At 39.6% G+C, this 15216-nt stretch carries 16 protein-coding genes; 4 read left to right on the plus strand and 12 right to left on the minus strand.

Annotation, left to right across the window (positions count from 1 at the left end):
* Window positions 1-127 precede the first annotated feature (127 nt).
* From IGK77_RS09685 to IGK77_RS09695, 3 genes are all read left to right on the plus strand, one after another.
* Window positions 128-2326, plus strand: coding sequence for an LTA synthase family protein (locus IGK77_RS09685; protein ID WP_416829469.1), 2199 nt, complete (start codon window positions 128-130; stop codon window positions 2324-2326).
* Between the two features lie 485 nt (window positions 2327-2811).
* The gene (locus tag IGK77_RS09690; RefSeq protein WP_019722957.1) at window positions 2812-3540 is read left to right on the plus strand and encodes a hypothetical protein; all 729 of its coding nucleotides are present in this window, start codon (window positions 2812-2814) and stop codon (window positions 3538-3540) included.
* Complete coding sequence (locus IGK77_RS09695) at window positions 3527-4039, plus strand: hypothetical protein (protein ID WP_074800839.1); 513 nt, start codon at window positions 3527-3529, stop codon at window positions 4037-4039. Before IGK77_RS09690 ends, IGK77_RS09695 begins: the two co-directional genes overlap by 14 nt.
* A 78-nt stretch (window positions 4040-4117) precedes the next feature.
* On the opposite strand, the gene IGK77_RS09700 is transcribed toward IGK77_RS09695, so the two are convergent.
* The 3 genes from IGK77_RS09700 to IGK77_RS09710 are packed head-to-tail and all read right to left on the minus strand — an operon-like array spanning window position 4118 to window position 6607.
* Entirely contained in the window at window positions 4118-5560 is a 1443-nt protein-coding gene (locus tag IGK77_RS09700) for a sensor histidine kinase (RefSeq protein ID WP_074800842.1), read from the minus strand.
* Window positions 5560-6276, minus strand: coding sequence for a response regulator transcription factor (locus tag IGK77_RS09705; protein WP_010735098.1), 717 nt, complete (start codon window positions 6274-6276; stop codon window positions 5560-5562). Before IGK77_RS09705 ends, IGK77_RS09700 begins: the two co-directional genes overlap by 1 nt.
* Window positions 6257-6607, minus strand: coding sequence for an SdpI family protein (locus IGK77_RS09710; RefSeq protein WP_438713166.1), 351 nt, complete (start codon window positions 6605-6607; stop codon window positions 6257-6259). Before IGK77_RS09710 ends, IGK77_RS09705 begins: the two co-directional genes overlap by 20 nt.
* A 142-nt stretch (window positions 6608-6749) precedes the next feature.
* Between IGK77_RS09710 and IGK77_RS09715 the strand changes: the two genes are divergently transcribed.
* On the plus strand, window positions 6750-7523 hold the full coding sequence (locus IGK77_RS09715; protein WP_074800844.1) for a Cof-type HAD-IIB family hydrolase: 774 nt from the start codon (window positions 6750-6752) through the stop codon (window positions 7521-7523).
* A gap of 293 nt (window positions 7524-7816) precedes the next feature.
* Here IGK77_RS09715 and IGK77_RS09720 read toward each other — a convergent pair whose 3' ends face one another.
* From IGK77_RS09720 to IGK77_RS09760, 9 genes are all read right to left on the minus strand, one after another.
* The gene (locus IGK77_RS09720) at window positions 7817-9211 is read right to left on the minus strand and encodes an oxaloacetate decarboxylase subunit alpha (RefSeq protein ID WP_074800847.1); all 1395 of its coding nucleotides are present in this window, start codon (window positions 9209-9211) and stop codon (window positions 7817-7819) included.
* Window positions 9212-9751, minus strand: a complete 540-nt coding sequence (gene citX / locus IGK77_RS09725) for a citrate lyase holo-[acyl-carrier protein] synthase (protein ID WP_081355936.1) — start codon at window positions 9749-9751, stop codon at window positions 9212-9214.
* Window positions 9744-11276 (minus strand): citrate lyase subunit alpha, encoded by a 1533-nt coding sequence (gene citF, locus IGK77_RS09730; protein ID WP_074800853.1) that lies wholly within the window; start codon window positions 11274-11276, stop codon window positions 9744-9746. The genes citX and citF overlap by 8 nt, the downstream gene beginning before the upstream one ends.
* 2 nt (window positions 11277-11278) lie before the next feature.
* Window positions 11279-12166 carry a citrate (pro-3S)-lyase subunit beta gene (gene citE, locus IGK77_RS09735; protein WP_074800856.1) on the minus strand — a complete coding sequence of 296 codons (888 nt, stop codon included), beginning with the start codon at window positions 12164-12166 and terminating at the stop codon, window positions 11279-11281.
* Entirely contained in the window at window positions 12154-12462 is a 309-nt protein-coding gene (gene citD / locus IGK77_RS09740; RefSeq protein ID WP_071866824.1) for a citrate lyase acyl carrier protein, read from the minus strand. Before citD ends, citE begins: the two co-directional genes overlap by 13 nt.
* Window positions 12459-13469 (minus strand): [citrate (pro-3S)-lyase] ligase, encoded by a 1011-nt coding sequence (citC, locus tag IGK77_RS09745; protein WP_074800859.1) that lies wholly within the window; start codon window positions 13467-13469, stop codon window positions 12459-12461. Before citC ends, citD begins: the two co-directional genes overlap by 4 nt.
* A 16-nt stretch (window positions 13470-13485) precedes the next feature.
* Window positions 13486-13611 carry an OadG-related small transporter subunit gene (locus tag IGK77_RS09750; RefSeq protein ID WP_086334846.1) on the minus strand — a complete coding sequence of 42 codons (126 nt, stop codon included), beginning with the start codon at window positions 13609-13611 and terminating at the stop codon, window positions 13486-13488.
* A 16-nt stretch (window positions 13612-13627) separates the two neighbouring features.
* Window positions 13628-14743 (minus strand): sodium ion-translocating decarboxylase subunit beta, encoded by a 1116-nt coding sequence (locus IGK77_RS09755; RefSeq protein ID WP_034691433.1) that lies wholly within the window; start codon window positions 14741-14743, stop codon window positions 13628-13630.
* A gap of 72 nt (window positions 14744-14815) precedes the next feature.
* The gene (locus tag IGK77_RS09760; protein ID WP_074800862.1) at window positions 14816-15211 is read right to left on the minus strand and encodes an acetyl-CoA carboxylase biotin carboxyl carrier protein subunit; all 396 of its coding nucleotides are present in this window, start codon (window positions 15209-15211) and stop codon (window positions 14816-14818) included.
* Between the last annotated feature and the right edge of the window lie 5 nt (window positions 15212-15216).

Raw genomic sequence — 15216 nt, forward strand, 5'->3', positions numbered from 1 at the left:
GTGTAGATTTTTGTACAAAACTTAGCGATCTTAAAGAAAATCTTAATCTATCAAGCTTGATTTGTACTTTCAATTGACACTATTTTGGTCTACTAGTAAAATGGTTAGGAGTATGTGAGTCGTGAGTATGTTTCATGTCACTCTTTTTTTATGTAAGAGTGCAGAAAGGAAGATTAATTTGAAAATAAAAACACCCGCTTTTTTAAATAAAAGGCTCGGATTTTTTTCTTTACTAGCAGTTTTGTTATGGGTCAAAACGATTGCTACTTATCTATTTGATTTCCATTTAGGGATTGAAAGTGGCATCCAATATTTTATCTTGTTCATCAACCCAATCGCAACGACTATCCTTCTTTTAGGGATTGCCTTATATGTTAGACGAACGAAAGCAGCGTATATCACGATGCTAGTCATCTATTTCTTGTTGACCTTGCTCTTATTTTCTAACATCATCTATTATCGTGAGTTCACTGATTTTATTACGATCAACGCGATCCTAGGCGCCGGAAAAGTCGCAAGTGGTTTAGGCGAAAGTGCCTTACGGTTATTCCGTCCTTATGATGTCCTTTATTGGATCGATATCATTTTGATCGTCGGACTTTTAGCAACGAAAAAAATCAAAATGGACACACGTCCTGTACGCGCTCGAATGGCGTTTGCTTTTACTACTTTAGCAGTGATGATCTTTTCAGGAAATCTCTTTTTAGCTGAAGCAGATCGTCCAGAGTTATTGACACGTACCTTCTCTCGTGATTATTTAGTTAAATATCTTGGACTGAACGCGTTCATGGTGTACGACGGTATCCAAACCTACCAAACAAACCAAGTACGAGCTGAAGCAAGTCCAAATGATATGAAAGAAGTAGCGACTTACGTCAAAGAACATTATGCTCAACCAAACCAAGATCTCTACGGATTAGCTGAAGGTAAGAATGTCATCTACATCCATTTAGAAAGCCTACAACAATTTGTGATCGATTATAAACTGAAAGACGAAAATGGCGTAGAACATGAAGTAACGCCTTTCTTGAATAGTTTGTTCCACAGTAATGAAACATTTAGTTTTGACAACTTCTTCCATCAGGTGAAAGCTGGTAAAACAAGTGATGCAGAAACATTGATGGAAAATTCATTATTCGGGTTGAACCAAGGGTCTCTATTTACTCAACTTGGTGGTAAAAATACTTTCCAAGCGGCACCAAATATTTTAAAACAAACAAAAGGGTACACCAGTGCAGCATTCCATGGTAACGCTGGTACATTCTGGAACCGTAACGAAACCTATAAGAGTTTTGGGTATGATTACTTCTTTGATGCTTCATACTATGACGTGAATGACGATAACTCATTCCAATACGGTTTACATGACAAACCTTTCTTTGAACAATCCGTCCAATATTTAGAACGGATGCAACAACCTTTCTATTCAAAATTCATTGCTGTATCGAATCACTTCCCTTATTCAAAATTCACAAATGAGGAAGCTGGATTCCCGGTAGCAAATACGAACGATGAAACAATCAATGGTTACTTTGCGACAGCTAACTATTTAGACACAGCGGTAGAAGAATTCTTCAACTATTTAAAAGCAAGTGGCTTGTATGAAAACTCAGTCATCGTCTTATACGGTGACCACTATGGGATCTCTAATACAAGAAACAGATCTTTAGCTGAATTAGTTGGTAAAACAAGTTCGACCTGGACAAATTTTGACAATGCAGCGATGCAACGCGTGCCATATATGATCCATATCCCTGGACAAACAAAAGGCGGAATCAATCATACGTATGGTGGCCAAGTCGATGCTTTACCAACATTGCTTCATTTGTTAGGTGTTGATTCAAAAAATTATATCCAATTAGGACAAGATCTCTTCTCACCTGATAATAACCAGTTAGTTGCTTTCCGTGATGGTGACTTCGTTTCACCTAAGTACACCTATTATGGTGGAGCTGTCTACGATACCCAAACAGGTGAAGTCCTATCCGATATGACTGAAGAACAACAAGCAGAAGTTACTGCCTTACGTGAAGCAGTCAGCAAGCAACTCGCTGTTTCAGACCAGATCAATAATGGCGATCTACTTCGTTTCTATACAGAAAGTGGTTTAGAACCACTTGATACTTCTAAGTTTGATTACAAAAATGGCTTGCAACATCTAAATGATGCCGAGCGTTCACTTGGTGACAAATCAACAAGTGTCTTCAGTGAGAACAACAATCAAACGACACAAAATCTTTACGAAACAAAAACCTTCCAAGATATCCATGGTATTCCTGCTGAGGAACCTACGGATAGTGAAGATTCAGTGGAAAACAACGAATGAACAACGTGAGAACAAGTAGCTAATGTCATCACTCAACGAACAGCACTCGAGGAAATCCTTTCTTCGGGTGTTTTTTTGATTTAAAAACTAGATATAAATAGATTTACTTATTCCTACTCAGTGATTTTTTTCTTACCAGCATCTTACCAGCAATATTGAAGGAGCAAAGAGATGCTATTAACCATATTCGATACACCTCTGTCCCCTCATACATACTCTAAGTCTGAAACGATTAAAATCCCAGATAAATCATTTCATTCTTGGCGACTCATTGCTCGTTCATTGATCTTGACATGGATATGAGTTTTAGCACTGGATCTCATAGTACGACCAAAGGAATAGCAGCACTAAAGAAGTTTTTTATCCGCCTTCATGTTCCCTTCGCTTGTCCTACTTGATCAGCCTTCCTTTATTTCGGTTTTTCACTAAATGATTTTCATACTTTATTCATATTCATTTTTTATACTATTCTTGAGGTGAAAAGTATGAATATGATCCGTTATTCTACCGCACGATTACTTTATTACAAAAAACAAACATTTCTATATACTTTGTTTTCAAGCTTTTCTGCTTTTCTATTATTGATCAGCTTTAATTTATATAATCTACAAACCACTTTACACAAACAAATCCAAGATCGGGTGTTGATATTTGATGCTTCTGATGTCAAAGAGAACTTACCTTCATCAGAAACGCTTCAACAAGCCTATCTGGTTGTGATCAGTTGCATACTGGCACTGTTTGCCTTGTGTTTCTTTTTTTTCTTTTTACTCTCACTCTATCGTCATCGTATGGAAATCATCAATTGGCGATTAGCGGGTCTTTCCAAACCAAAAATGTTCTTCTTTGTTTTTTGGCAATCCTTGATTCCATTAGTCCTGAGTTGTCTTGGCGTTCTTTTGATCGTTTTTGCTTTCCAAAATGGCTATCAAGCTTTACTCCAAAAAATCAATTTGGCTCTATTAGATTTCTTCGAACTACCGAATTTACCAAGTGTCTTTTCATCTGGAAATGGTTTATCGATCTCGATTGACCAAAATAGTTTTTTTATGATCGACTTTTTTAGCGATAACTTTTTAGTAGATACCTTAAAAGGGATCGGACAGACGATCATTTGTTTAGTTAGTATTAGCACATTACTTAGTACGTGTCTTTTCATGATTTCAAATCGACTTTTAAAAAGAAAGAAGCTGATCATTGATGAACCAACATGATTCACTGATATCATTTAGCGGTTTTACCGTTCTGATCGGTTCGAAAGCCGAACAACAGGTGATTTTCACAGAGATCAAAGCACAACTCCTTGCTTCAGAACGAACAGATCTGATGATCGTTCAAAAAAATTGGCCGTTCTTTCCTTACCTTAATTTAAAAGAACAAGTATTTTTGGACATCCCCGAAAAACAAAAAAAAGCCAAACAGGAACAAGCGCAAGCTAAGCTAATGATTGATTCCTCGTTGCTCAAAAAATCAGTAAGTGAATTGAGCACGTTTGAAAGAATCAAATTACAACTGATGCATGCGATCCTTGCAGATAAAAATAAACTGATCATTGAAGACCCTATCGATGATTTGTCCATTATCGAAATTCAAGATCTTTTGACAAATCTTTGCGATTTAGTCAACGATCATTCTTTTTCGATCTTATTGTTGACGCATGATCTTTCCATTGCCGAAAGTCCATATGTCACTGATTGTAAAGAAGCTAGTTGACTTGTGCTTGTTGCTCTCCATCAAAAAAACCGTTAAAACAAGAGAAACATCTTGTTTTAACGGTTTTTGATTTAGTTATCATTCGATTTCAACATCTGGTAATTTTACAGTAAATGTCGTTCCTTTTCCTAACTCGCTTGTTACGTCGAGTTTTCCTTTGTGTAATCGCACTAATTGTTGAACGATCGGTAACCCTAAACCGGATTCGCCATATTTTGTATTTTTTCTAGATGGATCAACTTTGTAATAGCGATCCCATATACTTTTCATTTGTTGTTCTGACATACCAATACCGGTATCGGTCACTTTGATGATCGTTTCAAGATACCCTTTTTCTAATGTGACTGTGATCGTTCCATTTTCAGTGAATTGGATCGCATTTTGAATAATGTTGACCATGATCTGTACAAACCGATCATAATCAGCGTATACGACTAATTGTTCAGGTGCTTCTAAAATCAATTGATTACCCGCAGCTTCTGCTTTTGCTTCCAATTGGGCGACAATATTTTTTAACGTTTCTGTCCCATCAAATTTTTTGATGACCATGCTGATTTGATTCGTTCTGATTTTTTCATAATCTAAATTCTCATTGACTAGACGAATCAAACGTTCGGTTTCATTTTTCATCAGTTTGATGGCATTTTCTCGTTGGTTTTCTGGGATGGCATTATATTCTAAGCCTTCTAACAAGCCATTGATGGTTGTTAAAGGGGTCCGCATTTCATGGGAAGCATCTGCCATGAATTGTCTGCGCCGATTCTCTTGTTCCTCGATTTCTGCTCGTGATTCTTTCAGTGAGTTGGTCATCTTATTGAAATCGTCTGCTAATTCGTCAAACTCATCTTTATCATTTACAGGTAATTGCACATCGAAGTTGCCATTCGTGACTTCTTTTGTAGCATTTCTCAAACGATTGATCCGTTTGACTTGGAAAGCCGCAAAGGCATAGCTTGCGATGATCGCAATGATACTTGAGAAGATGAAGCCTTTGAAGAGATTCAAGGTGACTGATCGCACGCTATTGTCGATGTTTCTGGCTGGTTGGCTGACAACTAATCCCCCATAAAACTCATGATTCAAGTTGAAAGGAACCAATGCATAGGAAGTGGCTTGATTCTCTCCTGAGATATTTTTATTTGAAGTAAACTTGACTTGGCGACCGCTTCTCAAACTTTCCCATTGATCGGCTGTAATCGTAAAATTCAAGTAAACCCCAGCCGTTGGATAGATCACTCGCTCATATTTATCAATAAAGATAAAATTGACATTTTGTTCGGTTAATACTTGTTCAGTCAGTTCCAACGCATTTTGGAATGCTTGATCCTGATTGAATTGAGGAAACGTATCCGCAAAGGTTTGGGTCGTTTTCTCCACCGACTCGGCATAACCAAAAAGTTGTTGGTAATTATTTTCTTCGATCGTCTGCTTGGTCAATTGCGTAAAAGAAATACCGACGATCAAGATGATCATGGCGATCATCCCACAAAAAGCCAGTAATTGTTGGTATAAATAGCGCATCAGGCAACACCTGAATCATCAAATTTATAGCCTACTCCCCAAACGGTCTGGATCACTTGTGGTCCTACTTTCTCGATTTTTTGACGCAGTTTTTTGATATGGGCGTCGACGGTTCGTTCATCACCAAAATATTGATAATCCCAAACTAGTTCCAATAACTGTTCTCTTGAAAATACTTGTCTTGGTTTTTTTGCTAATGTAAATAAAAGATCAAATTCTTTTGGTGTCAATCCATCGATCGGTTGGTTATTCAAGTAGGCTTCACGCGTTTTCGTATTCATCTTGAAGTGATCGGTTTGGATGTCAAAATTTTGATCAGATAATGGATTTTCTTCTTTTGTTTCTACCAATTCGCTACGACGGTGTAATGCCTTCATACGTGCAATCAACGTCAAGGGACTAAAAGGTTTAGTGACATAGTCATCAGCTCCCATTTCCAAACCGATCACTTGATCACTTTCAGAATCTCGGGCGGTCAACATGATGATTGGTACCGTACTAGAAACTTTTCGGATTTCTCGCCCAACCATCATGCCATCCATTGTCGGAAGATTAAGATCCAACGTGACCATATCCCAATGTTGCGGATTCTCTAAAAACGCATCTAATCCTTCTTTACCGTCATATTTGAAGGTTGCTTCCCATCCTTCATTCAAAAAAAACATCTGCATCATTTCAGATACGGATTGATTATCTTCAATCATTAAAATGTTCATGCTCGTCTCCTCCATTTATCAAATCGTAAGTTTGTAATTTTTTTTCTGTTAATATAAAAATCAGCATGATCGGAAACACTAAGAGTAACATTTCAATAATAAAAAAATTGGTATGTCCTGTGATTTTTAATCCGTAGCCGATCAAGGTCATCAATAATCCAAAAATCAAGAAATATTTTCCGCTTGTTCGTTGGGCAATCCGCCAATGTTCGTCGGATCTTGTAGCACGTTCTGAATGATAACCATAGAAAGGTAAATTACCTTTAGAAGGCAAAATTAAAAATAAGAGCCCTATCAAGGTCAAAAAAAGACCAACTGTTAAAAAAATCATGATTTCACTCTCCAATCTCTGTCTATAGTATACTCTAAAATGGTTGCTGAACCAATAAGTTCAGTAATTCTTCACGAAACGTTTGTCTTTTGTTCATTCTTTGATAAGATAAAGATATTCAAATGAAAAAGGAGTTTTATTTGTGACAAACTATCAAGCAATCACATTTTTCGATCTCGATGGGACTTTATTAGATGGACATTCTAAAATAACTCCTGAGATCGCCGCAGCAATCCAAGCATTAAAAGACAATGATATCCTACCTGTTATCGCCACTGGACGGACAGAAATGGAAATCAAACAAATCATGCATGATGCAGGTATTACTTCCGCTGTAACAATGAACGGTTCTTGTATTAGCGTAGAGGGAGAAGAAATTTATTCTGTACGCTTTTCTAAAGAAGAATGCCAAAAAATGCGTGACCATATCGAAGAGCAAGGTCATGCCCTTTGTTTTTATAATAGAGAGAACATTTGGAGTACTCATCACACAGAGACGATGAGAAAAGCTTATGGCTTTATCCATTCAGATGTGCCACCAATCGATCCTTCCGCTTTTCAGGATCATCCGATCAATATGTTGCTGATTCTTTCAGAATCAGGTGATGAATATTATCATGAACGTTTCCCAGACATGACTTTTTACCGCAATAGTCCCTATTCGATCGATACGGTCAGAAAAGGTATTTCAAAAGGTGCAGGGGTCAAACGCTTAAAAGAAACATTAAAATTAGAGAATGTCCCAACTTTTGGTTTTGGTGACGGGCCGAACGATTTTGCCTTACTTGAAGCTTGTGATCACAAAATCGCGATGGGCAATGCTTATGATGAGTTAAAAGAACTTGCAACCTTCATTACGAAGAAAAATACCGAAGGCGGGATCGTTCACGCATTGAAGCATTTTGAATTGATTTGATTGTGGAACTGCTTAAACATGACAAAACGAAATAGCCGTCACTTTAACAGAGGACGACTATTTCTACTATACCGAATGAAATTTTTGGCGCCGTTTTTAGCGGCGCTTTCCAAAGGGACTGTTCACGCAGTTCCTTTTTTATTGTTAATCTCGCCCAAGACTGAGGATTCAGACATCGCCCCTAAGTCCATGAGTAGGGAATTTTATCTAGTCAACTTCTCTAAAATGACAAATATCCACCTTTATTTTACTATCTCTCAACCGCGGCTAAAAACCGAATCCTTGTTTTGACATCAGTTCATGTCTATCATCACTTCAACCGTTTGCAGTGGTACGTCATAAAATCGGTCTTCGCGACGTCCTAAGAAATCTTTGGCTTGCTGTGGGAATAACGCATAGCTTAAAAGATCTTCTGGTGATTTTGCATACTCACTGATTTCTTTTTTGAGTAGCGGCAATTGAGGTGCTAGTAAATCTGCGGGTCGCTCTTGGATCACTTGTTCATCGCCTATGATTTTTTGTTGGATGGCTTCAGCGATTGGTGCTGGAGAACGGCCATACAGTCCACGGACGTATTCTTTGATTTCAGTTGGGACGAGCTTATATCGCTCACCAGAGAGTACATTCATCAGCGCTTGCGTTCCTACCATTTGGGATAACGGAGTAACGAGTGGCGGAAAGCCAAGATCTGCTCGAACTTTTGGCACTTCTGCTAATACTTCTTCATATCTATCTTGTAATCCTTGTTCCGTCAACTGACTTAATAAATTAGATAACATACCGCCGGGCACTTGATAAATCAATGTTTTAGGTTCAATGTCCTTGACTTTAGGATTCAACATCTCTTCATCTCTAAAACGATCTCTGATCGGATTGAAGTATTCTGCTATTTCTGTCACTTTTTTCATATCTAGCCCTGTATCATAGCCCAGTTCTTCAAGCACCAAAGCCATTGATTCAGTTGCAGGTTGACTCGTTCCACCCGCAAAAGAAGAGATAGCCGTATCGATGATGTCCGCCCCTGCTTCAACCGCTTTTAAATAGGTCATTTCAGCGATCCCACTTGTTGCATGAGTATGGACTTCTAATGGTAATGGAACAGCATCTTTGATTCGACTGATCAATTCGTAACCAGTTTGCGGGGTCAATACGCCCGCCATATCTTTGATACATAACGAATCTGCTCCAGTATCCGCCATTTCTTTTGCTAACCTCACAAAATAATCGATCGTATGGATCTCACTCGTCGTATAAGAAATAGCTGTTTGGCAATGGCCACCAGCTTCTTTAGCTGTCACAATAGCAGTCTGTAAATTTCGGACATCATTCAATGCGTCAAACACACGAATACTATCAATGCCGTTCTTGATCGATTTCTCGACAAATTCTTTGACTACGTCATCTGCATAATTTTTATAACCAAGGAGGTTTTGTCCTCGAAGTAACATTTGTAGCTTTGTTTGTTTGACTTGTGAACGAATCATACGCAAACGCTCCCATGGATCTTCATTTAAGAAACGTAAGCACGCATCAAAGGTAGCGCCACCCCACATCTCTAATGAATGGTAGCCTGCTTCATCCATCGTTTTCAAGATTGGCAACATGTCTGCTGTAGTCATTCTTGTAGCAATCAAGCTTTGTTGCCCATCACGCAAAACGGTTTCCATCATTTGGATTTTTTTTGCCATTTATTTCCTTCCTTTCTCAACGAGTTGCTGGATATGTGTGCGTATTATTTGAAGGGAATGTTTCTGTTCGCGACTACAAACTTTGGCTACTTCTTTACACACGTAACATGTCCGTTGGTTATATCCCAGCATCTCTCGACTCAACTGCTGCATCTTTCCTTCTTCCCAAAAAAGTACATCAAGATCGACTAATCGACCATAGGGGCAAGTTTCTTCGAGTTCGATCATGCGCTTTTTTAGTCGTTCTTTTCTTAAAGGAAGAAGCAAAAAATACTCGTAACCTGTTTTTTTCTTACGATACAACTGGACCAATGGAGTGACCTCTGAAACACATTCTTCTATAGCTTCGACCACTACGTGAAAGACTTGTGCGATTTCTTCTGACGTTTTGACAGGACCTGGTATATTCATAGTTGTTGAAAGCAATACATGTTGCGGATTTGCTTCCAATAATTTCCTCTGTCTGTTGGCACGTGCCTCTCTTGCGATAAGGATTTCTTCATGCGTCACAGTCGGTCCATCGAATAATTTGCTACACATTTTTGACCACATCGATCAATGTGCCATCGCGATATTCAACTAAGGCAACGATTTTTTCGCCATACTGAATGGCTGAAGGCTCGCCAACGATGGCATATGCTTTTTGTTTAAGCTCGTCAATCGTATATTGAGGTATATCTACACCCTTGAAATACTCGATCAGATCTTGACATTGAGGATTGATGGCGATACCTACTTCCGTAACTAAGACATCAATGCTGGTTCCGGGAGTCACAACCGTATTGACATGATCAACAACAGTGGGTATCCGTCCACGAACGAGTGGCGTGATCACCAGGCTCATTTTACAACCCATACTTGTATCTGGATGTCCGCCAACAGCTCCACGAATCACTCCATCTGAACCAGTCATGACATTGACATTGTAATCCGTATCGATTTCTAACGCAGACAAAATGGCTGTATCTAACTGATTCACCATAGCACCTTTACTTGCTGGTGAAGCATACATACTTGCATCTATTTCATAATGTTGGTTGTTTTCGCCTAAAGAAATCGCAGATAAATGATCGAAATCCTGGACATCGATAATCTTTTCTACTAACCCTTCCTCCAGTAATTCCACCATCGCATTTGTAATTCCACCTAATACAAAACTAGCTGTCATTTGGTCTTTCAACATTGCTTCCCGCAAAAAGCGAGTAACAGCCAGTGCCGCACCACCTGTACCAGTTTGAAATGAGAATCCTTGTTGATAATAGGGCGAATGAGTGATGACTTTTGCTGCATACTCTGCGATCAAAAGTTCTTTAGGATTTTTAGTAAAGCGTGTCGCACCTTTTGCAATGCCTTCGGGATCACCTATCGCTTCCACTTCTACAACATAATCGACATCCGTCTGTGCAATACTGATTGGGATATTAGGAAAAGAAACTAATGTATCTGTGAGGATGACCACTTGATCCGCATATTTTGCATCGACCATGGCATAACCTAGTGATCCGCAAATGGCTTTTCCAGTGGTTCCATTGGCATTTCCATATTCATCCGAACTTGTCGCCCCTAAAAAGGCGACATCAATATGCAGATCACCGGATGCAATCGCTCGCGCTCGTCCACCATGGGAACGAATGATTACTGGTTTTTCCATGATTCCTTGCGAAATCGCTGCGCCTACTTTATCCCGCAAACCACTCGTGGTAATTCCTGTCACAACACCATTTTTTATGTGATCAATCAAAGGTTCATGGACGTTTGCGATTGAACTTGGTGCGATCGTGATATCTTTGATTCCTAACGAGGCAATCTCTTCCATGACCTTATTAAGTACAAAGTCTCCTTCACGGAAATGATGATGAAAAGAAATCGTCATTCCGTCTTTTAGCCCTGTCTTTTCAATGGCTTCTTTGAGACTTCCCACTATTTTTTTCTCATTTGGACGGACAGGATGGATATTTCTACTGGCTTCTTTGAATGGTTCAATATGGACCAACTCACCTTCGTACAGACGGTGAGTAACTGTTGCTGATTGTGGAATCTCTTTACCAATTTTATTTACATCCATTTCTAGATCTCCTCCTCTCGGATCAACTTCGCCGCTTTGGCAAGAGCAATCACTCTTTCTGCTCGCTCGACGATTGGTTTATCCACCATCTTGCCATTCACAGAAATCACGCCTGAACCTTTTGCTTCTGCTTCTTGGATGCCCCAGATCACTTCTTTCGCTGCTTGGATCTCTTTTTCTGTTGGTTCATAAAGAGCATGGACTAATGGAATCTGACGTGGGTTGATCACTGATTTCCCATCAAAGCCTAGTTGTTTGATCAGACGGACTTCTGCTTGAAATCCCTTAACATTTTCAACATCTGAATAGACAGTATCGATTGCTGCAATACCAGCAGCTCGGGCGGAATGAAGGATCATATTTCGAGCAAAAGACAATTCTTGTCCATCGGGATATCGTTGGGTTTTCATATTGGTCACATAATCTTCGGCACCTAACGCGATGCCAACTAACCGTTTGGAAGCTTTAGCGATTTCTCTTGCATTCAATACCCCTTCTGCAGATTCGATCGCTGCCATCATTTTTGTGGTTCCCACTGGGATTTGATAGGTTTCTTCCACTAAAGTGATGACCTGATCGACCTCGATGATGTCTTGTGCGGTTTCTGTTTTTGGCAAGCGAATGACATTGATCCCTGCTAATACCATTGCCTCAATGTCTTGGTCACCCCCAGCCGTCAATGCGTTGATTCGAACGACCGTTTCTACTTTGCTGTAGTCAAATGTTTTTAATGCCAAATGAACAAGCAAACGTGCCGAATCTTTTTCTTTTAAAGATACGGCATCTTCCAAATCAAACATGAGTGAATCTGCACCGTATAATGGTGCATCTCTCAGCATCGCTGCATTTGCACCAGGGACAAACATCATCGTTCTCCTTAAACGTTCCATGAATTGATCTCCTTCCAATCATAGCGATCTTGCTTTCCAGCTCGATGGACTGCTGTAATTGTCCTTGCCTGGATCGTGCAATCAAGCGCACCTTTATCGACAGCTGTTACTTTGGCTGCTTCAATGCCCAACTGTTGTAGGGTGTCCATAATGACTTTTCTGATTTGGTGACCAAATTGTTTTTCGACATTGCTTGTCAAGGAAAGTTCAATCCCTTTTTCTATCTTTGGATCGATCGTGATCATGATATCACTGGATTCAATTGTTCCAGCCACTGCACTTTGATAAATTTTCACTTCCTGTCACCTCTATTACGTTTATGATTTTTGATATAGTGATAAGTCGAAGCAGGCAAATACGCTTGTAATGTCTGCACGTCATTTTCTTGTAAGGCTTTTCGGACTTTTGTTGCACTGATTGCTTCGTTTTTGATACATTTTCGCGGTAGGACAATCAAAGAAAGCGATTCTCCAAATACCTTTTTCAACGTTTCATTATAGATTTCAGTTACCTTAGAGTACGGTTCTTCACCGACAAATCGACTTTCAATTGCAAGTATCGGTGCAATTTTTTCTTTAAAAAGGTGCGCATCCAAAGTACCTTGTGCTTTTGCCGCTTCTTCTGTAGCATGTTCCTTTAAAAAATAGGCAGGAAATGTGGCGGAAGAAATCAGATAATCTTCTGTCGGCAAAATCGTGACATTTTTTACATGCGCGACCCCTTGCTTGACCATCTCTAAACGATCGGAAAAGGAAAATTCTGAACGATCTTCTGAAAGGATAAAAAGATAGACTTGGTCTGCTTGTTTGGCTGCACATTCTACCAAGTACTGATGCCCTTTTGTAAAAGGATTGGCATTCATCACAATGCCACAGCCTGTGCCTTTTTTCTTTTTTGCCTTCAACAAGGCAAGATATTCTTGAAAGTCAGGTGTACCTTGTTCCATAAACAATATGGTTTCAGTGGCAATGATCTCTTTAAATCCCATGGCATGAAAAATCGGGTGATTACTAGGACTTGTGTAGACAAAGAAATGCCTTTTGTTTTCTTCAGATAAATGATCAATTAATTGCTGAATGATCTTCGTCAATAAATTTTCTGATTGGAAATCTTTCGCAACAGCTAAATATTTTAAAATATTTCGCTCATAAGAACCGGTTGCAATCAGCCGCTCTTCTTCATAGATCCCAACGGTATAGTCAACTTTTTCATTCAGTGTGAGACCGGATTTTTCGATCAACTCCATCCATTGTCGATAGACTTGAGCATCCTTTTCCACCCATAATCTTTTGATTGTATACATGTACCAGACCTTCTTTTTATTTTCTTACTGGAAACAAGCGACTGAGTAGCATTGATGCGAGATAAATGATCAAGATAACAACGAACACGCCACCCCATCCTAAAACTAGTAGTTCAAGAGATTTGATTAAATCTGCTGACATCATTTATTCTCCTTTCTTATACTAATAAGGCGAGCAATAAGCCACCGGCAATCACTGAAGCAATCTGACCAGATACATTGGCTCCAGCTGCGTGCATCAAAATAAAGTTCTGTGGGTCTTCTTCTGTTGCCATTTTCTGAATGACGCGACTAGACATTGGAAAAGCAGAGATTCCTGCTGCTCCGATCATTGGATTGATTTTCTCTTTTCGGAATAAATTTAATAATTTAGCAAATAATACTCCACCGATCGAGTCCATAATGAACGCAACCAATCCTAGACCGATAACCATCAACGTATCGATCTGTAAAAATTCTTCATACTGCATTTTGACCGAAATGGCGATCCCTAATAATATGCTGATGAGATTGACTAACTCATTCTGAGCAGTGATCGACAAACGATCTAATACGCCACATTCTCGTAACAAGTTCCCAAACATCAAGAAGCCAACAAGTGGCAAAGAAACAGGCGCAATCAAACCAGCGACGACTGAAATAACTAACGGAAAAAGAATTTTTGCTGTTTGCGACACTTCCCCTGCACGATAATTCATTCGAATACGTCGCTCTTTTTTAGTCGTCACAGCTTTGATCGCAACTGGCTGAATGATTGGCACGAGCGCCATATACGAATAGGCAGCCACCATGATGGCACCCATATATTTCGAATTCAACGTGTTCGCGACAAAAATGGAAGTTGGTCCATCCGCTGCTCCGATGATGCCAATAGAAGCTGCATCATTCAAGTCAAAACCTAATAGGATCGCTACGATGATCGTAAAGAAAATCCCAAATTGTGCGGCGGCTCCAAAGAGTAATAAAAATGGATTTTGTAACAATGGGCCGAAATCGATCATTGCACCAATACCAATGAATAATAAGAGCGGAAATAGCTCCGTCGTAATCCCCATATCAAACAAAATTTGGAATGCCCCAGCCTCGCCCCCAGCACTCAGCACCCCTGAATTAGGGAAATTGACTAAGATCGTCCCTAACCCCATCGGTACGAGTAACGTTGGTTCATATTCTTTTTTTATCCCAAGGTACATGAGGACTCCGCCAATCACCATCATCACGATGCGTCCCGGCTCTTGCCCCATGCCAATAACTCCTTCAATAAGTGTTTCCACACATGTCACTTCCTTTTACTTAATATTGAATACCAAGAGTCACCAAAATGACTCTACTCTCAAAGCGAACATTTAACTAATCGTGATAAGTGGATCACCAGGATTCACCATTTCTCCTTGACTGATATGGATACCAGTCACTTGACCAGCTCTTCCAGCAACGATTTCATTTTCCATTTTCATCGCTTCTAAAATCATCAAAGGCTGATTGATTTCCACTACCTCCCCAACTGTAACTAACAGACGAGAAATCGTGCCTGGCATCGGCGAAGTCATCGCATCCGCTCCCGCTTCGACTGAGGATTTCGTTTCTGGTACAGTTGTTGAAACGTCTGCTGGTGCGACCACTTCAACTGGTGCAGATCGTTCTGGTGTTGGAACTGGATTTGCTTGCGAGGTTCCACCGATTTCTTCCATTTCCACTAAATATTCTTTTCCGTCAATTGAGATTTTGAATTTCCGTAACATTTTTT

This window comes from Enterococcus sp. DIV0806c, from assembly GCF_051710905.1.
Lineage (GTDB): Bacteria > Bacillota > Bacilli > Lactobacillales > Enterococcaceae > Enterococcus_B > Enterococcus_B mundtii.

Bases quoted from the DNA above. Each gene is read 5' to 3' on its own strand.
- citE (WP_074800856.1), bottom strand. From the start codon at position 12,166: ATGGAACGTTTAAGGAGAACGATGATGTTTGTCCCTGGTGCAAATGCA.
- IGK77_RS09720 (WP_074800847.1), bottom strand. From the start codon at position 9,211: ATGGCAAAAAAAATCCAAATGATGGAAACCGTTTTGCGTGATGGGCAA.
- IGK77_RS09760 (WP_074800862.1), bottom strand. From the start codon at position 15,211: ATGTTACGGAAATTCAAAATCTCAATTGACGGAAAAGAATATTTAGTG.
- citX (WP_081355936.1), bottom strand. From the start codon at position 9,751: ATGTGTAGCAAATTATTCGATGGACCGACTGTGACGCATGAAGAAATC.
- citF (WP_074800853.1), bottom strand. From the start codon at position 11,276: ATGGATGTAAATAAAATTGGTAAAGAGATTCCACAATCAGCAACAGTT.
- IGK77_RS09695 (WP_074800839.1), top strand. From the start codon at position 3,527: ATGAACCAACATGATTCACTGATATCATTTAGCGGTTTTACCGTTCTG.
- IGK77_RS09690 (WP_019722957.1), top strand. From the start codon at position 2,812: ATGAATATGATCCGTTATTCTACCGCACGATTACTTTATTACAAAAAA.
- IGK77_RS09705 (WP_010735098.1), bottom strand. From the start codon at position 6,276: ATGAACATTTTAATGATTGAAGATAATCAATCCGTATCTGAAATGATG.
- IGK77_RS09710 (WP_438713166.1), bottom strand. From the start codon at position 6,607: ATGATTTTTTTAACAGTTGGTCTTTTTTTGACCTTGATAGGGCTCTTA.
- citC (WP_074800859.1), bottom strand. From the start codon at position 13,469: ATGTATACAATCAAAAGATTATGGGTGGAAAAGGATGCTCAAGTCTAT.
- IGK77_RS09685 (WP_416829469.1), top strand. From the start codon at position 128: ATGTTTCATGTCACTCTTTTTTTATGTAAGAGTGCAGAAAGGAAGATT.
- IGK77_RS09750 (WP_086334846.1), bottom strand. From the start codon at position 13,611: ATGTCAGCAGATTTAATCAAATCTCTTGAACTACTAGTTTTAGGATGG.
- IGK77_RS09700 (WP_074800842.1), bottom strand. From the start codon at position 5,560: ATGCGCTATTTATACCAACAATTACTGGCTTTTTGTGGGATGATCGCC.